General features: G+C 61.3%; 19 protein-coding genes and 1 tRNA gene. 6 read left to right on the top strand and 14 right to left on the bottom strand.

Annotated features, from left to right (window positions below; translation table 11 throughout):
* Window positions 1-22: 22 nt before the first annotated feature.
* From recJ to G405_RS0114415, 3 genes are read right to left on the bottom strand one after another with little or no spacing between them, the layout of a single operon-like run.
* Window positions 23-1,804, bottom strand: a complete 1,782-nt coding sequence (gene recJ / locus G405_RS0114425; RefSeq protein ID WP_022699445.1) for a single-stranded-DNA-specific exonuclease RecJ — start codon at window positions 1,802-1,804, stop codon at window positions 23-25.
* 5 nt (window positions 1,805-1,809) lie between these two features.
* A complete protein-coding gene (gene glpX / locus G405_RS0114420; protein ID WP_022699444.1) occupies window positions 1,810-2,769 on the bottom strand; it encodes a class II fructose-bisphosphatase in 960 nt (319 codons plus the stop codon).
* A 39-nt stretch (window positions 2,770-2,808) separates the two neighbouring features.
* A complete protein-coding gene (locus G405_RS0114415) occupies window positions 2,809-3,117 on the bottom strand; it encodes a hypothetical protein (protein WP_022699443.1) in 309 nt (102 codons plus the stop codon).
* A gap of 93 nt (window positions 3,118-3,210) precedes the next feature.
* Between G405_RS0114415 and phaC the strand changes: the two genes are divergently transcribed.
* The gene (phaC, locus tag G405_RS0114410; protein ID WP_022699442.1) at window positions 3,211-5,208 is read left to right on the top strand and encodes a class I poly(R)-hydroxyalkanoic acid synthase; all 1,998 of its coding nucleotides are present in this window, start codon (window positions 3,211-3,213) and stop codon (window positions 5,206-5,208) included.
* Here phaC and G405_RS0114405 read toward each other — a convergent pair.
* Window positions 5,205-5,831 (bottom strand): class I SAM-dependent methyltransferase, encoded by a 627-nt coding sequence (locus tag G405_RS0114405; RefSeq protein WP_022702231.1) that lies wholly within the window; start codon window positions 5,829-5,831, stop codon window positions 5,205-5,207. The two genes, phaC and G405_RS0114405, sit on opposite strands and share 4 nt — an antisense overlap.
* 102 nt (window positions 5,832-5,933) lie before the next feature.
* Here G405_RS0114405 and G405_RS0114400 point away from each other — a divergent pair, with 102 nt between their 5' ends.
* Both G405_RS0114400 and G405_RS0114395 read left to right on the top strand, forming a co-directional pair.
* Entirely contained in the window at window positions 5,934-6,860 is a 927-nt protein-coding gene (locus G405_RS0114400; protein ID WP_022702230.1) for a LysR family transcriptional regulator, read from the top strand.
* Window positions 6,861-6,897: 37 nt separating this feature from the next.
* Window positions 6,898-8,328: an alkaline phosphatase PhoX gene (locus G405_RS0114395; protein WP_022702229.1), complete on the top strand. Its 1,431-nt coding sequence runs from the start codon at window positions 6,898-6,900 to the stop codon at window positions 8,326-8,328.
* 63 nt (window positions 8,329-8,391) lie between these two features.
* Here the strand turns inward: G405_RS0114395 and G405_RS0114390 are convergent, their stop codons facing one another.
* The 3 genes from G405_RS0114390 to rplM form a co-directional block, all read right to left on the bottom strand.
* Window positions 8,392-9,222, bottom strand: coding sequence for a TauD/TfdA dioxygenase family protein (locus G405_RS0114390; protein WP_022702228.1), 831 nt, complete (start codon window positions 9,220-9,222; stop codon window positions 8,392-8,394).
* A gap of 131 nt (window positions 9,223-9,353) precedes the next feature.
* Window positions 9,354-9,857 carry a 30S ribosomal protein S9 gene (rpsI, locus tag G405_RS0114385; protein WP_028284845.1) on the bottom strand — a complete coding sequence of 168 codons (504 nt, stop codon included), beginning with the start codon at window positions 9,855-9,857 and terminating at the stop codon, window positions 9,354-9,356.
* A gap of 5 nt (window positions 9,858-9,862) precedes the next feature.
* Window positions 9,863-10,327, bottom strand: coding sequence for a 50S ribosomal protein L13 (gene rplM, locus G405_RS0114380; protein ID WP_022702226.1), 465 nt, complete (start codon window positions 10,325-10,327; stop codon window positions 9,863-9,865).
* 262 nt (window positions 10,328-10,589) lie between these two features.
* Here rplM and G405_RS0114375 point away from each other — a divergent pair, with 262 nt between their 5' ends.
* Window positions 10,590-11,615 carry a hypothetical protein gene (locus G405_RS0114375; RefSeq protein ID WP_022702225.1) on the top strand — a complete coding sequence of 342 codons (1,026 nt, stop codon included), beginning with the start codon at window positions 10,590-10,592 and terminating at the stop codon, window positions 11,613-11,615.
* Here the strand turns inward: G405_RS0114375 and G405_RS0114370 are convergent.
* A complete protein-coding gene (locus G405_RS0114370; protein ID WP_022702224.1) occupies window positions 11,612-12,688 on the bottom strand; it encodes a COX15/CtaA family protein in 1,077 nt (358 codons plus the stop codon). The two genes, G405_RS0114375 and G405_RS0114370, sit on opposite strands and share 4 nt — an antisense overlap.
* A gap of 163 nt (window positions 12,689-12,851) precedes the next feature.
* Here G405_RS0114370 and G405_RS0114365 point away from each other — a divergent pair, with 163 nt between their 5' ends.
* Together G405_RS0114365 and G405_RS0114360 are read left to right on the top strand one after the other, a co-directional pair.
* A complete protein-coding gene (locus G405_RS0114365; protein WP_028284844.1) occupies window positions 12,852-14,033 on the top strand; it encodes an acyl-CoA dehydrogenase family protein in 1,182 nt (393 codons plus the stop codon).
* Window positions 14,034-14,063: 30 nt separating this feature from the next.
* Window positions 14,064-15,188, top strand: coding sequence for an acyl-CoA dehydrogenase family protein (locus G405_RS0114360; RefSeq protein WP_022702222.1), 1,125 nt, complete (start codon window positions 14,064-14,066; stop codon window positions 15,186-15,188).
* 56 nt (window positions 15,189-15,244) lie between these two features.
* On the opposite strand, the gene G405_RS0114355 is transcribed toward G405_RS0114360, so the two are convergent.
* The 6 genes from G405_RS0114355 to plsX all read right to left on the bottom strand — a co-directional run bounded on the left by G405_RS0114355 (window position 15,245) and on the right by plsX (window position 18,976).
* A complete protein-coding gene (locus tag G405_RS0114355; RefSeq protein WP_022702221.1) occupies window positions 15,245-15,781 on the bottom strand; it encodes a MarR family winged helix-turn-helix transcriptional regulator in 537 nt (178 codons plus the stop codon).
* A 73-nt stretch (window positions 15,782-15,854) separates the two neighbouring features.
* Window positions 15,855-15,932 (bottom strand) — tRNA-Pro (locus G405_RS0114350).
* Window positions 15,933-16,058: 126 nt separating this feature from the next.
* Window positions 16,059-16,550, bottom strand: a complete 492-nt coding sequence (locus tag G405_RS0114345; protein WP_022702220.1) for a MerR family transcriptional regulator — start codon at window positions 16,548-16,550, stop codon at window positions 16,059-16,061.
* 8 nt (window positions 16,551-16,558) lie between these two features.
* Entirely contained in the window at window positions 16,559-16,861 is a 303-nt protein-coding gene (locus G405_RS0114340; RefSeq protein ID WP_022702219.1) for an integration host factor subunit alpha, read from the bottom strand.
* A gap of 91 nt (window positions 16,862-16,952) precedes the next feature.
* Window positions 16,953-17,921: a beta-ketoacyl-ACP synthase III gene (locus G405_RS0114335; protein WP_022702218.1), complete on the bottom strand. Its 969-nt coding sequence runs from the start codon at window positions 17,919-17,921 to the stop codon at window positions 16,953-16,955.
* A complete protein-coding gene (gene plsX, locus G405_RS0114330) occupies window positions 17,918-18,976 on the bottom strand; it encodes a phosphate acyltransferase PlsX (RefSeq protein WP_022702217.1) in 1,059 nt (352 codons plus the stop codon). The genes G405_RS0114335 and plsX overlap by 4 nt, the downstream gene beginning before the upstream one ends.
* Window positions 18,977-19,058 lie beyond the last annotated feature (82 nt).

Here is a 19,058-nt window from a genome sequence, read left to right as displayed (position 1 = left end):
ACAGCAATCGGTGCAGATCGTTTCAGTCCGCCTTGGCCAGATCTTCCAGATGCAGTTCCGCCTTGCGTCCATAGCGATTATCTTCGGCTTTCAGTTTGCCCGCCACGTGCCACAGCCCGTCCGGACCATTCAGCAGCGCCTGCCCCATCGGACCGTCAGCGGTGCGGAAGCTGATCCCGGTCAGACGCCCGCCGCCCGGCGATTCAAAGGTGAAACGCACATGATCGGTCCCGACCCGTTGCGCGTAACTGCGCCGCAAGGATGAGAACGCGAATCGCGGTTCGGGATTGCCGGCCCCATAGGGCGCAGCAGCGGACAGGGCCTCGCAGAACTCAAAACTGACAGCGGAGGGGCTGACGACGGCGTCCACCTGATAGGTGCGCGCTTCATCCGCCCTCGCCCATTCATCCTTGAGTGTTTCAGAGAGAAATTCAGTCAGCTCACCGATTCGCGACGCCTGGATCGTCAGGCCGCAGGCCATGGCGTGACCGCCGCCCGCTTCCAGCAGTCCCGCTTCACGCGCCGCTGCAACCGCGCCGCCCAGATTGACCCCGGCGCAGGATCGGCCGGAGCCTTTCCCAAGACCGGTTTCAGGATCAATGCCGATGACGATGGCGGGACGGTTGAAGCGTTCCTTGATCCGGCCCGCCACAATGCCGATGACGCCGGGATGCCAGTGATCGCCGGACGCGACGAGGATAGACGTGTCATCTGCAATGGATTGCGCTTCGACCTGGGTCTGCGCCTGCTCCAGGACATCGGATTCAATGGCCCGGCGTTCCGCATTGAGGGCATCCAGAGTCTGGGCGATATGAGCGGCTTCCGCTGGATCGGTCGTCATCATCAGGCGCGCGCCGAGATCAGACTGCCCCACGCGACCACCCGCATTGATGCGCGGCCCCAGCAGGAAACCCGCATGATAGGGCGAGGCCGGCCCTGTAACGCCCGCAGCGGCCGCCAAGGCCGCCATGCCGGGACGCGTCCACGCGCTCATCACTTTCAGTCCCTGGGTGACGATCGCCCGGTTCACACCCGTCAGCGGCACCACGTCACAGATCGTTCCAAGCGCGGCCAGGTCGGCAAAATCGAGAATATTGGGTTCAGCTTGATCCTTGAAAGCGCCGCGTTTGCGCCCTTCCCGGTTTAGCGCCGCCAGCAGCACGAACGTCACGCCCGCCGCCGCCAGATGCCCGCATCCGGACGCATCGCCCGGCTGATTGGGGTTCACCAGCGCATCCGCCGGGGGGATCTCGCCGTCCATCAGGTGGTGATCAATCACCACAACGGGCAGATCCATCTTGTGCGCCGCCGTCAACGGCCCGACGGACGCCGCCCCGCAATCGAGCGTGATGACCAGTCGAGCGCCTTGTTCTTTGAGATGTTTCAGCGCCGGAGCGTTCGGGCCATAGCCTTCCTCAATCCGGTCTGGCACGTAGATGATGGGTTCTGCGCCCAAAGCCCGCAGCCAGCCGCCCAGCTGAGCGGCGGAGGTGGCGCCGTCCACGTCATAATCTGCGAACAGCGCGATCCGATCGCCCGCCTCGACAGCGTCCCAGATGCGCACCGCGGCTTCGTCCATGCCTTTCAGGCTGGTCGGATCGGGAAAGCTGTCGCGGAGTTTGGGGGCGAGGAAGGCCGGGGCGGCGTCTGCGGTCAGTCCGCGCGCCGCCATCAGCCGCGCCAGAGCGTCAGAGACGCCCGTAGCGCGGGTGATCGCTTGTATGGCTGCGTCGTCAGCCGCTTTCAACCGCCAGGTCCGCCCGGCCAGAGACTGGCGGACGCCAAAAAGCGGCTCGGCGGACATCGGGCTCAAGACTGATGCGGCCGCCGGGTGGTGATGACGCGGCGCATCCCGGAAGCGGACGAGAAGACGAGAGATTGTGTCTCCACATACCCGGGGCCGAAGGTGACGCCGGAGACCATTTCGCCATGGGTCACGCCCGTGGCGATGAACAGGCAATCCTGAGACGCCAGCTCTTTGAGATCATATTTGCGATCGAGATCAGCGATCCCGACGCGTTTCGCGCGTTCACGTTCGTCGTCCGTTCGGAAGTACAAACGCCCTTGCATCTGACCGCCCAGGCATTTCAGGGCCGCTGCGCTCAAGACGCCTTCAGGCGCGCCGCCGCGACCGATATAAATGTCCGCCTCGCCGTCAGGATCGGCAGCGTTGATGCAACCCGCCACATCACCATCCGTAATGAAGTTGATGCGCGCGCCGGTCGAGCGGATCGACTCGATGATGTCTTCATGGCGTTCGCGATCCAGCACGCATGCGGTCATGTCAGACGGAGCGACGCCCTTGGCTTTCGCCAACGCTTTGACATTGTCCGCCGGGCTGGCGTCCAGATCGATGACGCCTTCAGGATAGCCCGCGCCGATGGCGATCTTGTCCATATAGGTATCTGGCGCGTTCAAGAGGCCGCCTCGCGGAGCCAGCGCCAGAACGGCCAGAGCGTTCGCCATGCCTTTCGCGGTCAGGCTTGTGCCTTCGAGCGGATCCAGGGCGATGTCGATTTCAGGCCCCTCGCCCGTTCCCACTTCCTCGCCGATATACAGCATGGGCGCTTCGTCGCGCTCGCCTTCGCCGATGACGATACGGCCTTTCATCTCGGTCGCATTCAACCCGGTGCGCATGGCGTCCACAGCGGCCTGGTCGGCGGCGATCTTGTCGCCTCGTCCCACAAGGGCGGAGGCGGCGATAGCGGCCATTTCAGCCGCATTCAGCGCGCCGGTGACAAGACGATCGAGGGCGAAACCATCGGACATGGGGAGTCTTCCTTCAGGCAATCCGGAGTAAATCGGTGTTTATTGCGGCGGTTGGGTGCGGGCGCGCTGTTCAGCGGCGTAACGTTCAGAATCAGGGTCGGGACCGCGCAGCGCCTGGCCGGCCTCCAGGACAGCGAGACCGCTTTGCAGCACATCGGCTTCGTGCAGGTGCAAATCGGTGCGTTCATCCTCGGACAGGCGCAGCGTCGGCACGAAAACAGGCGCAGCATGGGCCGGTTGCGCCGCCAAAGCGTCATCGGTCCAGCGAGGATCCTGGTGGGCTGGCGCCATCATGCAGCCGGTGAGCAGCATGGATGACAGAAGAAGAAATGCTTTTTTCAGTGTCATGGCCTTCCAGCGACCTCCTGACCGGTGGACGCGGTCGTGGCTTTCTATACGCTTTGTCCCGTGGCTGTCACCCACTGTAAGGAGTCCGGGCGAATGACAACGCGCAAATCATCTTCCAAGTCCTCTGACGGATCGCAAGCCGAACCGAAAAAGACATCGACTCCGAAAGCGTCCGTCTCGAAGGCGAAAAAGCCGACGACCAAGCGGGCTCCCAAAGCCTCTGCGGCGAAAGCCAAGAGCAAGACTTCAGCCGATGCTCCGAAACCGCCGCAGCCCGATCAGCAGGACGAACTCCTGAGCCATATGCCTCAAGCGTATCTGGAGAAGCTGGACGAAATTTCTCGCAATGTGCTCAAGGCCTCCTTGAGCGGTCAGAAGCTCCTGAGTGAGCGCGTGCGCCGGTCGCTGGAAGGCGATCCGTCCATGATGCCTCAGGCCGACCCGCTTCACGCCAATCCAGAGGTGCTGAACACCTGGGAGCATATCCTGTCTGACCCTGAATTGCTCATGCAGTCCCAGGCAGACCTCTATGCCGGGTATCTGGATCTGTGGTCGAACGCCACACGCCGGATGATGAGCGGTGAAGCGTCGGATCCGGTGATCACGCCTGACCCCGCTGACAAGCGCTGGAAATCTGACGCCTGGCGCGATCATCCGCTGTTTGACGCCATGAAGCAGTCCTATCTGCTCAATCAGAGATTTCTGATGGGTCTGGTGGAAGGCGCCAAAGGGGTTGATGAAGCGACCAAACGCAAGGTCCAGTTTCTCACCCAGCAATTGGTGGACGCCCTCGCCCCGACCAATTTCGCCCTCACCAACCCCGAGGTGCTGGAAGAAATCGTCAAGACAAAGGGCGAAAACCTGACGCGCGGCCTGATGCGTCTGGTGGAAGACCTGGAACGCGGCGACGGCCGCCTGGCGCTCAGCCAGACCGACATGACGGGCTTTGAAGTCGGCAAGGACCTCGCCACGACGCCTGGCCAGGTGGTTTATCGCAACCGGGTGATGGAACTGATCCAGTACGAACCGGTGACGGAGCAGGTTCGCAAGCGACCCTTGCTGATCGCCCCGCCGTGGATCAACAAGTTCTACATTCTCGATCTGCGCCCGCAGAGCTCGATGATCCGTTGGCTGACCGAACAGGGCTTCACGGTTTTCCTGATTTCCTGGGTGAACCCTGATGCGTCCATGAAGGACGTGACGTTCCAGGACTACATCAAAGAAGGCTTGTTTCAGTCGCTCGAAGTGATTGAAGAGGTGACCGGAGAACATCAGGTCGACACGGTCGGGTATTGCATCGGCGGCACCATGCTGGGGACGGCGCTGGCCTGGATGGCGGTCGAGCACGATGACCGCATCGCTTCCGCGACCTTCTTCGCCGCCCAGCATGACTTCAAGCTCGCCGGTGACTTGCTCGTCTTCGCGGATGAAGAATGGATCGCTGAAATCTCACGCCTGATGGACGCTCAGGGCGGCGTTCTGGACGGCCGCACCATGGCGGACACCTTCAACATGCTGCGTTCGAACGATCTTGTGTGGTCGTTCGTGATCAAGAATTATCTCTTGGGCCGAGAGCCGCAAGCCTTTGATCTTCTATACTGGAACGCCGATCAAACCCGCATGCCCAAGGCGCTGCATCTGTTTTATCTGAATGCGTTCTATCGCCAGAACTTGCTCGCGGAGGGCAAGCTGGAGCTGGACGGTCATCTGCTGAACATGAAAGACGTCCAGATCCCGATCTTCATGCAGGCGAGCCAGAAAGACCATATCGCTCCGGCCGACAGCGTGTACCGATCGGCCCGCCTGTTTGGCGGACCGGTTGAATACATGATGGCGGGCTCAGGCCATATCGCCGGCGTGGTGAACCATCCCGACGCCCAGAAATATCAGCACTGGATCAACACCAAGCTGCCTGAAACGCGCGAAGACTGGATGAAGGATGCAGTCGAGTATCCCGGCTCCTGGTGGCCGCACTGGCGAGACTGGCTGCTGGCGCTCAGTGATGAACAGGTTCCCGCCCGGCAACCGGGAGGCGGCGTCAGAGAACCGCTCTGCCCGGCGCCGGGGGAGTACGTGAAGGTTCGAAGCTAGAGCAAAGGCTTGCGGGCGATGACAAACACCGTCGGCGCTTTCGCCGGACGGTGGGTATAGGTGATGTCAAACCCCGCCTGCCGCATTTCGTCGATCAGCCGTGTTTGGCGGAAAATCTGAAAATCTGGCCAGCCGCCAAACAGACGCATGATCGGCTTGATCAGCGCCAGAAACCACATGCCGTCTCCCAGACAGGCCGTGCTGGTGATGAACACCCCGCCCGGCTTGAGCAGATCATAGCTCTGCGTCATCACCTCGCGCCTGTTTGGCAGGAGGTGCAGGACGTTTAGGCCCAGGACGACGTCAAAGCTCTCATTGGGTTCAGCCAGGTCTGCAACGTCGATGGCTTGAAAGCGCACATTCTCCACACCGGCCTCCGCCGCCCGCTCATGAGCGATCTCGATCATCCCGTCAGATAAATCTGTCGCGATGATCTCTTTCACGAAGGGCGCATGAAGCAGCGCGGTGGAGCCGGTTCCGCATCCAAACTCAAGCACGCGCGAGTCTGGCGTGAAGCATTCGCGCGTCTTTTCGAGCTTGTGCTGGTAGGTCGCTTCATCGGCGATGGGATCTGCGGCGTATTTGCGCGCAATGCGGTCCCAGAAGGCTTTGTCGTTCGACATGGGGAGGTCCTGACCGTCTTTATTTTTGTCTTTGTCGTTCGATACCCCGCGCCAGACTATTTGGATATTGTGTAAATAAGCGCATCTGATATACGCAAAACGATGAAGTGGTCAGCGCTCGATTTTGACTGGAACCAGGTTCGGGCCTTTGTCGCTACGGCGCGGGAAGGCTCGTTCTCCGCCGCCTCCAGAGCCTTGGGGCTTACGCAACCCACATTGTCGCGGCAAGTCAGCGGTCTGGAAGCGCGTCTGGGCGTCACCTTGTTTGAGCGCGGCAAACGCTCAATGGCGCTGACCCAGGCCGGAACCGCCATGCTGGAGCCGGCAGAACGGATGCTTGAGGGCGCTTTTGCGCTCTCGCTCGCCGCCGATGGTCACGCGTCCACCTTGAAAGGCGTAGTGACGGTGACCGCCACCAGCCTCTACGCCATGCAGTATCTGCCCCCTGTCGTGGCGCAATTGCGCACGCTGGCGCCGGACCTGCAACTGGATCTGATCGCCTCCAACTCGGTTCAGGATTTACGGCGTCGCGAGGCTGATATCGCCATTCGTCATGTGCGTCCCGAACAGGACGACCTGATAGGAAAGCTGGTCAGCGAGCACTCAGCGGGCTTGTACGCCTCTCCATCCTATCTCGACCGGATGGGGCGTCCGGATACGCTTGCAGACCTTTCAGATCATCATTTCATCGGTTTTGACGACGCGGATCGCTCGTTTGAGTATTATGAGGACATCGGGATTTCGGTGCCCAAAGACCGCATGCAGGTCCGCAGCGGCTATGGTGAAGTGCTGGTGTCCCTGACACGAGAAGGGCTTGGCGTTTGCATTCTGCCTTGCGGGTCATATTGCGAGGGTCTTGAGCGCGTCCTGCCTGATCAGGTGCGCATCAACTTCCCGGTGTGGCTGGTCACGCATCGGGAATTGCAAACCAATCCACGCATCCGGCTGGTTTTCGACCATCTGGCCCGGGCGCTCAAACAGCCTGACGATGAAACGCCAGCGTCACATACCTGGCCTAAGATGCGCTGATTTCATATTTAGCCTGACACTGGTTCGGGAGCCGTCCATGTCTCTGTCACGCCGTCGCTTTCTCGCAAACGCCGCCGCCGTCAGCACGGCGTTCAGCGCCCTGCCGCTTCTGAGCGCTCGCGCTCAGGCCCAAAACACGAGCGGCTATATCAACCAGGTTGAGGGCTATGGCGCGTTACAGGCCGACCCCAACGGCCTGTTCGACCTTCCGGCCGGGTTTGACTATGTGACCCTGTCTGAAACCGGTGAGACCATGGATGACGGCCTGATCGTACCGGGCGACCATGATGGCACGGCGTGTTTTCCAGGCCTTGAAGACGGTCAGGTCATTCTGGTCCGCAACCACGAGCTCTCCCCCGACCAGTTTGATGAGTCGCCCTTCGGCCCGGATGCCGCCGGTCTCTCCCGGATCGACGCCAGCAAGCTCTATGATCATGAAGCGGGCGGCCTGACGCATCTGGGCGGGACCACCACGATCCATGTGGATCTGGCCACACGCCGCGTCGTTCGCCAGTTCCTGTCGCTGGGCGGCACGGAACGTAATTGCGCTGGCGGACCGACGCCCTGGGGCAGCTGGATCACGTGCGAGGAAAGCCTGACGCAAGCCGGCGACGGGTCTGGCCGACGTGATCACGGCTACGCGTTTGAGGTGCCCTCACAAGCCATGGGCCTCGTCAACGCTGAACCGCTGACCGCCATGGGCCGCTTCAACCGTGAAGCCTGCGCCATCGATCCGCGCACCAATATCGTCTACCAGACCGAGGACGCCCGCCCCTCGCTGATCACTCGCTTCCTCCCAGAGGTGGCTGAGGAGTTGCACCGTGGCGGACGTCTGCAGGCGCTGGCCATCACAGGCCGTCCGGGCCTGAACACCCATAATTGGGACGCCAATGCGCAAACAGTCGATGTTGGTGAGACCTTGTCGTGCGAATGGATTGATGTGGATGGCGTCGACAACCCGCACAATGATCTCGCCAGCCGCCTTGTGGAGGCCGGCGCTGCGAATTTCACCCGCGGTGAAGGCATGTGGTTCGGCGATGGCGAAGGCTTTTTCTGCTGCACCGATGGCGGACCTGAGCATATCGGCCAGATCTGGCGCTATCGCCCCTCACCCTCCGAAGGACAATCGGGCGAAACCGATCAGCCCGGTGAGCTGACCTTGCTGGTCCAGACGACGGACCAGCGCATTCTGGAAAAATGCGACAACATTACTGTCGCCCCCTGGGGCGATCTGGTGGTGGTTGAAGATGGCCGCAACGAACAGTTCATTCGTGGCGTCACGCCCGATGGCCGCGTCTATACGATCGGCCGCAACGCCGCCTCTGACGCCGAAGGCGATTACAGTGAGATCACCGGTCCCTGCTTCTCGCCCGACGGCTCAACCCTGTTCTTCAACGTGCAAAATGGTCCGGGGCGGACTTTCGCGGTCAAAGGGCCGTGGGAGACGCGGTCCCTGATGGACGTCTGATCGGGGCGACGCACCCGACGAGACGGGCGGCGCGACATCAGCGTCGCCCGTTTTGATGTGGGCTCAGTAAAGCGTGATGCGGTGCAGTTCGCGGCGATAGCCTTCATAGCCGCCGGTCGCCTTGTGAACGACGCTGCGGTTGTCCCACATCACCAGCATGTCTTTCTCCCACTTTTGGGCGAAGACGAATTCCTCGCGTGACTGCCAGGCGTTGAGCTCCAGGATCAGATCAAGGGCGGTCTTGTCGTCCACGCCCTCAAACCCGATCAGATAACCGATTCCGCTGAGAAAACCGCGTCTCCCAGTTTCGGGATGAATGGGCGCGAGCGGGTGGGTGTAACGAATGTGGGCCGCCTCTTCAGACGGACGGATGTCCATGGCGCCGTTTTTCGTCACATCGCCATACGCGCCTTGCAGCGAATAGCCCATCACCGGGGAATGGATCGCCTTGAGATCAGCGAACCGCGCACGCATTTCTTCGTGCATGGCGTCGAAGGACAGATGCTGGTTGGAAAACAACGTGTCGCCGCCCATGGGCGGAATATCGAGACTGTAGAGCACCGTGCCCTTGGGCGGATGCTCCAGAAAGCTCCAGTCTGAATGCCAGTGCTCGGCGAAGATCGGGTTGGTGTCCGTGGCTTCGCGTTTAACCGCAGCGATATGGGTCCGGCCCGGAATAGGGTTGAAATACGGGTCCTCGCCAAACCGGCCGAACTGAAGCGAAAACGCCTCAAGCTGGTCATCGTCGAGTTTCTGATCGGGAAAGGCCAGCACGTGATGATCCAGCCAGGCCTGATGCACGTCAGCGATCTGGAACTCAGACAGGGGTTTGGACAGGTCCAGTCCGCGAATGCTGGCGCCGCACGCCCCGCCGCTGGGGATGATGTCAATCATGATGGCTCTCCCTGATCATTTTTCTTTGATCAGAGCATGAGCGTCGAAGATCGCAAACCCCTCACTGTCGGCTAACGAAAAAGGGCGGCCCAAACGAGCCGCCCTTCCCCAAAGTCGATTTGAAAACCGTCTTAGCGCTTCGAGAACTGGAAGCTACGACGGGCTTTCTTACGGCCGTATTTCTTACGCTCAACCACACGGGAGTCGCGGGTGAGGAAGCCGCCAGCCTTGAGCACGCCGCGCAGGGAGGGCTCAAAATAGGTCAGCGCACGGGAGATGCCGTGACGAACCGCGCCGGCTTGACCGGACAGGCCGCCGCCTTTGACCGTGCAATACACGTCAAATGCGTCAACGCGTTCAGCCGTTTCAAACGGTTGAGCGATCAGCATGCGCAGAACCGGACGTGCGAAATACACTTCCTGTTCGCGGCCATTGACGATGATCTTGCCGGAGCCCGGCTTGATCCAAACGCGCGCCGTGGCGTCTTTACGACGACCGGTCGCGTAAGCGCGGCCGAATTCGTCGATTTTCGGCTCAGCGAGCACTTGCTCTTCCGGAGCTTCCGGAACGATTTCGGAGCCTGCATCCTGCAAAGCAGACTTCAGGTCTTCCAGGGAACGAGCTTCATCAGCCATGGTCATTAGCCCCGCGCGTTCTTGGTGTTCATGGACTTGAAGTCGATGACTTCAGGATTTTGTGCTTCGTGCGGATGCTCCGCGCCAGCATACACGCGCAGTTTGGTGAACTGCCCTCGCGCCAGGGAGCTATCCTTGGGAAGCATACGCTTGACGGCCATCTCGACCACGCGCTCAGGGAAACGGCCTTCCAGCACTTTACGCGGAGAGGTTTCCTTGATGCCGCCCGGGTGACCGGTGTGGCGATAGTAGCGCTTGTCTTGGAATTTACGGCCCGTGAACACCACCTTGTCAGCGTTGATGACGATCACATGATCGCCGGTGTCAACGTGCGGGGTGAACTCGGGACGGTGCTTACCGCGGAGACGCGTGGCGATGTACGCTGCCAGGCGGCCAACAATGGCGCCCTCTGCGTCGATCACGACCCACTTTTTCTCAACGTCCGCGGGCTTGGCGGTAAAGGTCTTCATCGCTCTGCCTTGGTGTCCGTTCGCCATGACAGGGCCCATCCCCGTCACGAAGGTGAGCGGCTTCTACGCGGGCCAAACAGTCGCGTCAACACCTGTTGTGAAGTTCGCTGTATTTCAGACACTTACGAATACGGTATTGGGCTACCTCATCATTTGGTCCTCACGAACTTCTGACAGGCTGCACGCGTCATGTGACGGCGTCCAGGATTGAATATAGTGTGCGCTCACACACAATTTCGCCTGTTCATCGCAGAGGCCGATCATGACCGTACGCCGCTCCCGCCTACTCCTTACCGCAGCTCTCGCCGGCGGACTGTTCTGGATGGCGGGATGTGAAGCGCCGGACCCGGAAGGTGATGGCGTCGCCCCTTCTCAGCAAACGCGCAGCGCCATGGTCACCGGCGCTTTTGACTCCGCTGGCCGTGCTGAATCGCTCCTGTTTCTTCCCAATGCGGATGCGCCCTGGACGGGCTTGCTGGCGGCGTCGCTGACAGGCGGCGGCTTTGACATCTTCAATGTTGACGGCCAGGTGCTGATCAGCGCTGGCGGTCCGGAACTGCGCGGCCTGGCGGGCGTGCCTGACTTTGCGTTACGCGGCGAGACCTTTCCGATGCTGTTCGGCGTCGATGATCTGGGTGTGTTGCGCAGCTTTGTCGTCGTGCGTGAAACCCGTGAAGTGATCGAGTTGCCGCTTGAGACCGAAGCGACGCTCTCACCTGCTGCTGGCGTCTGTCTTTATGATCAGGGCATCGGCTATGTGGAGCTGGCGCTGTTGGGCGAAGACGCGTCCGCGCAGCTCGTGCGTATTCGGGATGCTGGCGGCGAGGGGCTGACCCTTGAAAGCCGAGACGCCCGAGCCCTGCCCTTCCCGGCCCGATCTTGTGCAGCGGCCAACGAGGACATTCTGGTCGCCGGACCGACCGCCGGGCTCTCGCGCGTGTCTCCCAGCGGTGAACAATCCGCCTTCGCCTCCGGCCTCTCGGTGTCGGATGTGGCTTATACTGAATTGCTGGGACGCCCTGTCGCCCTGATCGCTTCATCACAGACCGGTCTTGTGTCGGTCTATGACGCCCGCACGCTGGATCTGATCACAGACGTGCAGTTTGAAGACGGCTTCAGCGCGCCGGCCTTTGTCAGGCCCACAGCGCTCGCGATCACCGAAAACAATTATGGCGGCATGGCGTTTTCGAGCGGCATCCTGGCGACTTATGACGCGGCGGATTCGCAGATCAAGCTGGTCGCTCGCGAGGTTCTGTCACGGACTGTGGTGAACCCTGAGGACGCCTAGCGCGTCGCTTCGGACTCTACCGGAACCGCACCCCGCGCCGCCGTCCAGGCCAGCCCGCCGCTGGCGAGGAACAGGATGATCGCGCCCGCCTGGTGCATCAGCGACAGCGAGAGCGGCGCGACATGGATCAGGGTGACGATGCCCAGAACCACCTGAACGATCAGGGCTGCGGCCACGACATGCCCCATGCGCTTGAGTTCAGGCGCCGGGCTTTTGATCACTGTCCAGCACAGCCATAACCCGCCCGCCAGCAAGATATAAGCAAACCAGCGATGCTGGAATTGCACAGCCGGACGGCTTTCAAAAATCGCCTGCCAGAACGGCATGCCGCTGAGATAATCGTCGGGGATCAGTTGGCCCTGAAAGCCTGGCCAGGTGTTGAAGATCCGGCCCGCATCGAGCCCCGCGACGAAGGCGCCGAGCGCGATCTGCACCAGCACTGCGGCCCAGAACACCCAGGACCAACGAAACAGCCGGGATCGGGTCAGCGCTTGCGCCTGGCCGTATCGCAACTCCAGTGCGGTCCAGAGCGTCAGCCCCAGAATGACGAAGGCCATGCTCAGATGGGTCGCCAGCCGGTACTGGCTGACGTCAAGCCGGTCCACCAGCCCAGAGGACACCATCCACCAGCCGATAGCCCCCTGAAGCCCGCCCAGGCCGAACAGCACCCAGAGGCGCGGCAACAGACGGCGCGGCGCCTGACGGGTCGCCAGAAAGAACACGAAGGGTGCGAAATAAACGAGACCCAGCGTTCGCCCCAGCTGGCGATGCCCCCACTCCCACCAGTAGATGAACTGAAACTCGGCCATGCTCATGCCGCGGTTCTGTTCCTGGTATTCGGGGATCTGGCGATATTTTTCGAGTTCGGATTCCCAGCCTGCTTCCGTCAGCGGCGGCAGCGCGCCGGTGACCGGTCGCCATTCCGTGATCGACAGGCCCGAATCTGTCAGACGAGTCGCCCCGCCCACAACGATCATGGCGCAAACAAACAGCCCCACCACCACAAGCCACCAGAACATGCCGCGATGCGTGTCGGCGGCGGTGAAAGGCTTGGGCAGAGCGTGCGCAGTCATGTCAGATCCTGATCGAACCAGTCGTCTGCCTAGCTACATATCTGACAGGCGGCCGGGGGCAAGGCGCCCGTGCGGCGAATGGTCAGTGCATGAGGCGTTCGATCAGGACTGGCCAGAAACTGCTTAGCGCCTTACCTTTCTATCAAACGCAAGGGAGGAGCGCATCATGTCGCTTGAGAATTTCCGCAAGGAAACAAAAGATTGGCTCCAGGCCAACTGTCCTGAGAGCATGCGCCAGCCGATCCGGTCCGAAGCCGACATCTGCTGGGGCGGCCGCAATTGGACCTTCGCCAGCGATGATCAGAAACTCTGGCTTGAGCGCATGGCCGAACGCGGCTGGACCGTGCCGACCTGGCCGACCGAATATGGCGGCGGCGGTCTGAGCAAGGACGAAGCCTTCGTGCTGAAAGAGGAATTGAAGGCGATCAACGCCCGTTCGCCGCTCGACAGCTTCGGAATCTGGATGCTTGGCCCGGCGCTTCTGAAATACGGCACGCACGAGCAAAAGCTGAAATTCCTGCCGCCGATCGCCCGCGGTGAAATCCGCTGGTGCCAGGGCTATTCAGAGCCGGGCGCGGGCTCTGATCTGGTCTCCCTGCGGACCAAGGGCGTGCTGGATGGCGACCATTACACCGTCAACGGCCAGAAAGTCTGGACCTCATACGCCGACCAGTCTGACTGGATTTTCGCCTTGGTTCGCACCGAAGCGGATGCGCCGAAATATAACGGCATCTCCTTCCTTCTGATCGACATGGACCAGCCCGGCGTGACCACCAAGCCGATCAAGCTGATCTCGGGCAAGTCGCCCTTCTGCGAGACCTTCTTTGATGACGCCAAGGCTCTGGTGGAGAACCGCGTCGGCGATGCCGGCCAGGGGTGGGAGATCGCCAAATACCTGCTCAGCCACGAACGCGCCGGCATCGTGTCTGAAGCCGCTTTTGGCGGACTGAACCCGGTCAGTGCGGCGCATCAGTCCGGTGAAGTCGAGGCGGACGGCAAAATGTCTGACCCGATCCTGCGCGGCGATGTGGCGCGTCTGACCATTGATGGTCTGGCGTTTGAAGCCACCATGCGCCGGGTCAAGGAAGAAGCCGACCATGGCGAAGGCGTGGGCGCACGCGCGTCCTTGCTCAAATATATGGGCACCGAGCTGAACAAGCGCCGCAATGAGCTGAACATGTCGGCTCTGGGCTCTGACGGCCTGCTTTGGGAAGGCGAGAAAGAGAGCGATGGCGATCCGGCGCGCTCCTGGCTGCGCTCGCGCGCCAACTCCATCGAGGGCGGCACAAGCGAGATCAACCTCAACATCGTCGCCAAGCGCGTATTGAACCTGCCGGGCGCGTAAGCCGCGTCTTTCAGAGTAAGGAATTAATCGATGAGCTTTGTTCTCAACGAAGACGAACAGATGCTGCGCGATTCAGCGCGCGCTTTCCTTGGCGAATCCTCGCCCGTGACCGCCCTTCGCGCCTTGCGTGACGAGAGGAGCCCGACCGGCTTCTCGGCAGAGCTGTGGTCGTCCTTTGCGGAAATGGGCTGGAGCGGCGTTCTGGTCAGCGAAGACCATGGCGGCGTGGATATGGGCTATGCCGCTGCAGGCCTGGTGCTTGAGGAGATGGGCCGCACCCTCGCCTCATCGCCTTTCCTGTCCACGTCGGTTCTGGCGGCCACCGCCTTTAACCTGGCGGGCACGGATGCGCAGAAATCAAGCTGGCTTCCCAAAATCGCCGCCGGTGATACCGTCATTGCGATCGCACTGGACGAACGCGCCCGGCACAATCCCGACCATATCGAGACGCGCGCGAAGAAAGACGGCAACGGCTTTGTTCTGTCAGGCAAAAAGCGATTCGTGAATGAAGGCGCCGGCGCGGATATGCTGATCGTCGTCGCCCGTACGGATGACGACCAGATTGGCTTTTTCCTGGTGGATCCCAAAGCGAACGGCGTCAGCCGCACCGACCGCCGGACACTGGACAGCCATGTGCCTGCCGATTTCGACTTTGACGACGTGAAGCTTGATGGTGACGCCTATCTGTCGGGCGCTGAAGATGCGGACGCGGCTTATCGTCGTCTGCTGGACGCCGGCCGGGCTTGCCAGGCGGCGGAATCCCTGGGCGTCGCCGAACAGGCGTTTGATGACACCATCGCCTATATCTCTGAACGCGAGCAGTTCGGCGTGCCGATCTCAAGCTTTCAGGGCCTGCAGCATCGCGCCGCCCATCTTCTGGGCGAGCTGGAACTGACGCGTTCGCTGGTGCGCCGGGCGCTCACCACGCTCGACACCCAGCCCAGCCAGGCGCCGCTCTGGTGCGTGGCGGCGAAGGCCAAGGCGACGCAAGTGTCACGTCTCGCCGCCGCCGAAGGCATTCAGATGCACGGCGGCGTCGGCATGACCGACGAGTACGATATCGGCCTGTACTACAAGCGTGCGCAAGCGGCTGGCGAATTCATGGGCGATGACGCCTTTAACGCTGGCGAAGTGGCGCGGATGAGCGGCTACTAGGACGCCGCTTGTCTCCAGATCAAGGCGGGGCCGTTTTGCGGCTCCGCCTTTTTTGTTCACGCGGGATCAGAATCTGTCGCCGACTCGGTCTGATCCTGGGCGGCGTCCGTCGCCATTTCGTACAACTGCTTCATTTCGCCCGCCAGCAAGATCGGCGAGGCGTCGATGTCCTCAGCGTCCATCAGCTCCGCCACTCGCTGGACAGAGGCGATCAGCATATGCTGCTCCCAGCTGGGCAGCTGGCGGAACGCGCGCAGAAAGCCTGCCTGCAGGAGTTCCGGCGCAGTGTCGGCCTTTTCGAGCCCCGCTGATGTGAGACCCACCATCACGACCCGGCGGTCGTTTTCGCTACGGCGACGAACAACCCATCCATGATTTTCCAACCGGTCGAGAATGGACGTGATCGTCGCCTGGCTCAACGACACAGCCCGCGCAATCGCGCTTGGGGCCATTTCGCCATCCTTGCGCAAGGCCTGGATGACGACGAGCTGCGGTGCCGTGAGCCCCGAGCTTTTCACCAGGCGTTTGGAGTGAATATCAATCGCGCGCGTAATCCGGCGCAAGGCGATCAGGATTTCATCATAATCAGTCATCGAACCCATCATGAACTTGCGCGAACGCGAGACGACTGCGTCGGCTTACCATGAGTTTGTTCAGAAAGGGAAATGGTCGGAACGGCGAGATTCGAACTCGCGACCCCTGGTCCCCCAGACCAGTGCGCTAACCGGGCTGCGCCACGTTCCGACGTTTCAGTCTCCGAACAGGTCCCGGCGTTCGGAGAGGAGAGACGTATAAGGGCCAAAAAGCGGACAGGCAACCATTCAGCGCGGTCTGTGGCAGACCTGATGCAGCCTTGTGGCGGCGCTGCGCTCAGGCCGTCTTCTCAAGCACTTCAGAGAGCCGCGCCCTCGCCTGCTCCAGACGTGACAGCGCGCTTCGCGCCAAGTCGATCTGACCGCCAGACAAACGCGTCGCGTGTGGCTGCTCCGCACTTTGAAGCGTCACCGGCCTATCATCCGACGGGGCCGCAGCTTCTGTAGCTGCCGGTGAGGCTTTGACATCCAGAGCAGGGTCCGGGCTGGGCGTGCTGGCGTCCGCCAGGGCCGCGACCGACGCGACGCCATGCTCGCGCAGATACTTCTGCGCGCCCTTGATGGTGTATCCGTCATCGTAAAGCAGCCGGCGCAGGCCTTTGAGGAGCTGAACGTCCTGGCGGCGATACATGCGCCGACCACCCGCACGCTTGACCGGTTTGAGCTGGGCGAACTTGCTCTCCCAAAATCGCAAGACGTGAGGGGGCAGCCCCGCCTCCTCCCCGGCTTCGGATATGGTCCGGTAAGCGTCTGGCGATTTGTCGCTCATGGCGTGTCCTATTTGGACAGGGCGGCGTCGACCCGGTCCTTGAGCACCTGGGAGGGTTTGAAGACCAGAACCCGGCGCGGTTCGATCGGCACTTCTTCGCCAGTTTTCGGATTGCGTCCGACACGTCCGGTCTTGTCGCGCAACAGGAATGACCCGAAGGACGACAGCTTGACCGATTCTCCGCCCACAAGCTTGTCGGAGATCATGTCGAGAACGGCTTCCACCAACTCCGCGCTTTCGTGTCGGGACAAGCCGACTTCGCGATGGACGGCATCTGACAGATCTGCGCGCGTGACAGTCTTCGAACCCATGTTGGCCCCCGTTTTAATGTCTGCGATGAAGACGTTACGTCGCAAACCGCTCACTGGTCAACGTTAACCATAGGTCGCACAATGAACGCGCTTAATAACGCACTAACGCGGCGCCCCAGGTGAAGCCTCCGCCAAGCGCTTCCATCAGCACCGTATCGCCGCGTTTGATGCGGCCATCCTTGACCGCGGCGTCAAAGGCGAGCGGGATGGACGCAGCGGAGGTGTTGCCGTGTTCAGCGACGGTGGAGATCACCTGTTCCACTGAAATCCCAAGCTTTTTCGCGACGCCGAGCAGAATGCGCTGATTGGCCTGGTGCGGCACCACCCAGTCAATATCCGCAATGTCGACGCCGGTCTGCGCGCACAAGGTGGTCATGGCGTCCGAGATTTTCGTCACGGCGTGGCGGAACACCTGATTGCCCTGCATGCGCAAATGGCCGACCGTTTTTGTCGCAGAGGGACCGCCATCGACGTAAAGCAGGTCGCAATACTCGCCATCCGAACGAAGATGGGTTTTCAGAACGCCCTTATACTCTTCAGGCTCACCCTCTTCGGCCGTCAGAACCATGGCGCCCGCGCCATCCCCGAAGAGGACGCACGTGGTGCGGTCGGTCCAGTCGAGAATGCGCGAGAATGTCTCGGCGCCGATGACCAGAGCGCATTTTGCCTGGCCGGTGCGAATGAAATTGTCCGCCGTCGCCAGCGCGTAGAGGAAGCCCGAACAGACGGCGTGAACGTCAAAGGCGAAGCCGTTCTTCACGCCGAGCTTGTGCTGAATAATGGTGGCGGTGGCGGGAAAGGTCAGATCGGGCGTGGCCGTGGCCACGATGATCAGATCCACATCCTCCAAAGCCAATCCGGCATGGTCAACCGCCCTGCGTGCGGCGGCTTCGCCCAGGTCAGAAGTCCGTTCGCCATCACCGGCGATATGGCGCTTGTTGATTCCCGTGCGCTCGCGAATCCACTCGTCGCTGGTTTCGACAATCGCTTCCATACCCTTGTTGGTCAGGACTTTCTCAGGCAGGTACGAACCGATCCCGGCGATGCGTGAATAGGTCAAGCCGTTTCCCCCTCGGAAACATTATCCGTTTGCAACTCGGACAGTCTTTCAAGATTGCGTTCGATCTCGGACAGGAACCGGCTGTCCGCCATTTCCAGCGCAATGCGCAAGGACGTGGCGAAGCCGAGCGCGTCCGTGCCGCCATGACTTTTCACCACAACGCCGTTCAGCCCCAGAAACACGCCGCCATTGACGTTGCGCGGATCCATCTTGGCGCGCAGCTGGCCTAACGCGCCCAGGCTCAACAGGCCGGTGGCGATCTTGGCGATGAGAGAGCTGGTCAGCGCTTCGCGCAGCCAGCCGCCCACAAGCCGCGCCGTCCCCTCGGCGGTCTTCAGCGCCACATTGCCTGTGAAGCCGTCGGTGACGACCACATTGGTGGTGCCGGCGGAAATATCATCGCCCTCGATGAAGCCGCGATAATCAAGATCGAGCTCGGCCTGGCGGATCAGGGCGTCCGCATCGCGGATCGTCTGATCACCCTTGAGCTCTTCCTGGCCCACATTGAGCAAGCCGACTGTCGGGTTCTTCTCACCGTGAACAGCACGATGAAACGCTTCGCCCAGAACGGCGAATTCGACGAGTTGAGACGGCGAACAATCCACGTTCGCACCCACATCCAGCACGGTGGAAAAGCCTTGCGGCGCGGGCCAGCTTGCAGCGATGGCGGGACGGTGCACGCCCTTTTTCATGCGCAGGATGACCTTGGAGATCGCCATAAGCGCGCCAGTGTTTCCAGCTGAGACTGCGACCTGGGCCTCGCCCTCCTTCACCGACAGGACGGCGTTCCACATGGAAGAGCCGCGTGCGCGCCGAACCGCTTCGGACGGTTTGGCGGACATATCCACTTCGGTGTCGGAATGGCGGATGTCGCACACCTCGGCCAGGCCTTCATGCCGGGCGAGCAAGGGCTTTATTTGCGCTTCGTCGCCATGAAGGATGAACCGAACCGCACGCTTGCGGCCTTTGAGAAAATGCGCGACGCCGTCAACGACGATTTCCGGCGCATCATCGCCGCCCATGGCGTCGATAGAAAGGACCAGCGCTGAGCTCATAGACAATCCGTCTTAAAATAATTTGTGCGCCGGCAGGCGGCCGACGGCGGGCGAACCTTACCCATTGACCCTCTCATTGCAA

Source organism: Oceanicaulis alexandrii DSM 11625 (assembly GCF_000420265.1).
In the GTDB taxonomy this organism is placed as follows: domain Bacteria; phylum Pseudomonadota; class Alphaproteobacteria; order Caulobacterales; family Maricaulaceae; genus Oceanicaulis; species Oceanicaulis alexandrii.
This window is presented reverse-complemented; position numbering and strand designations above follow the sequence as displayed.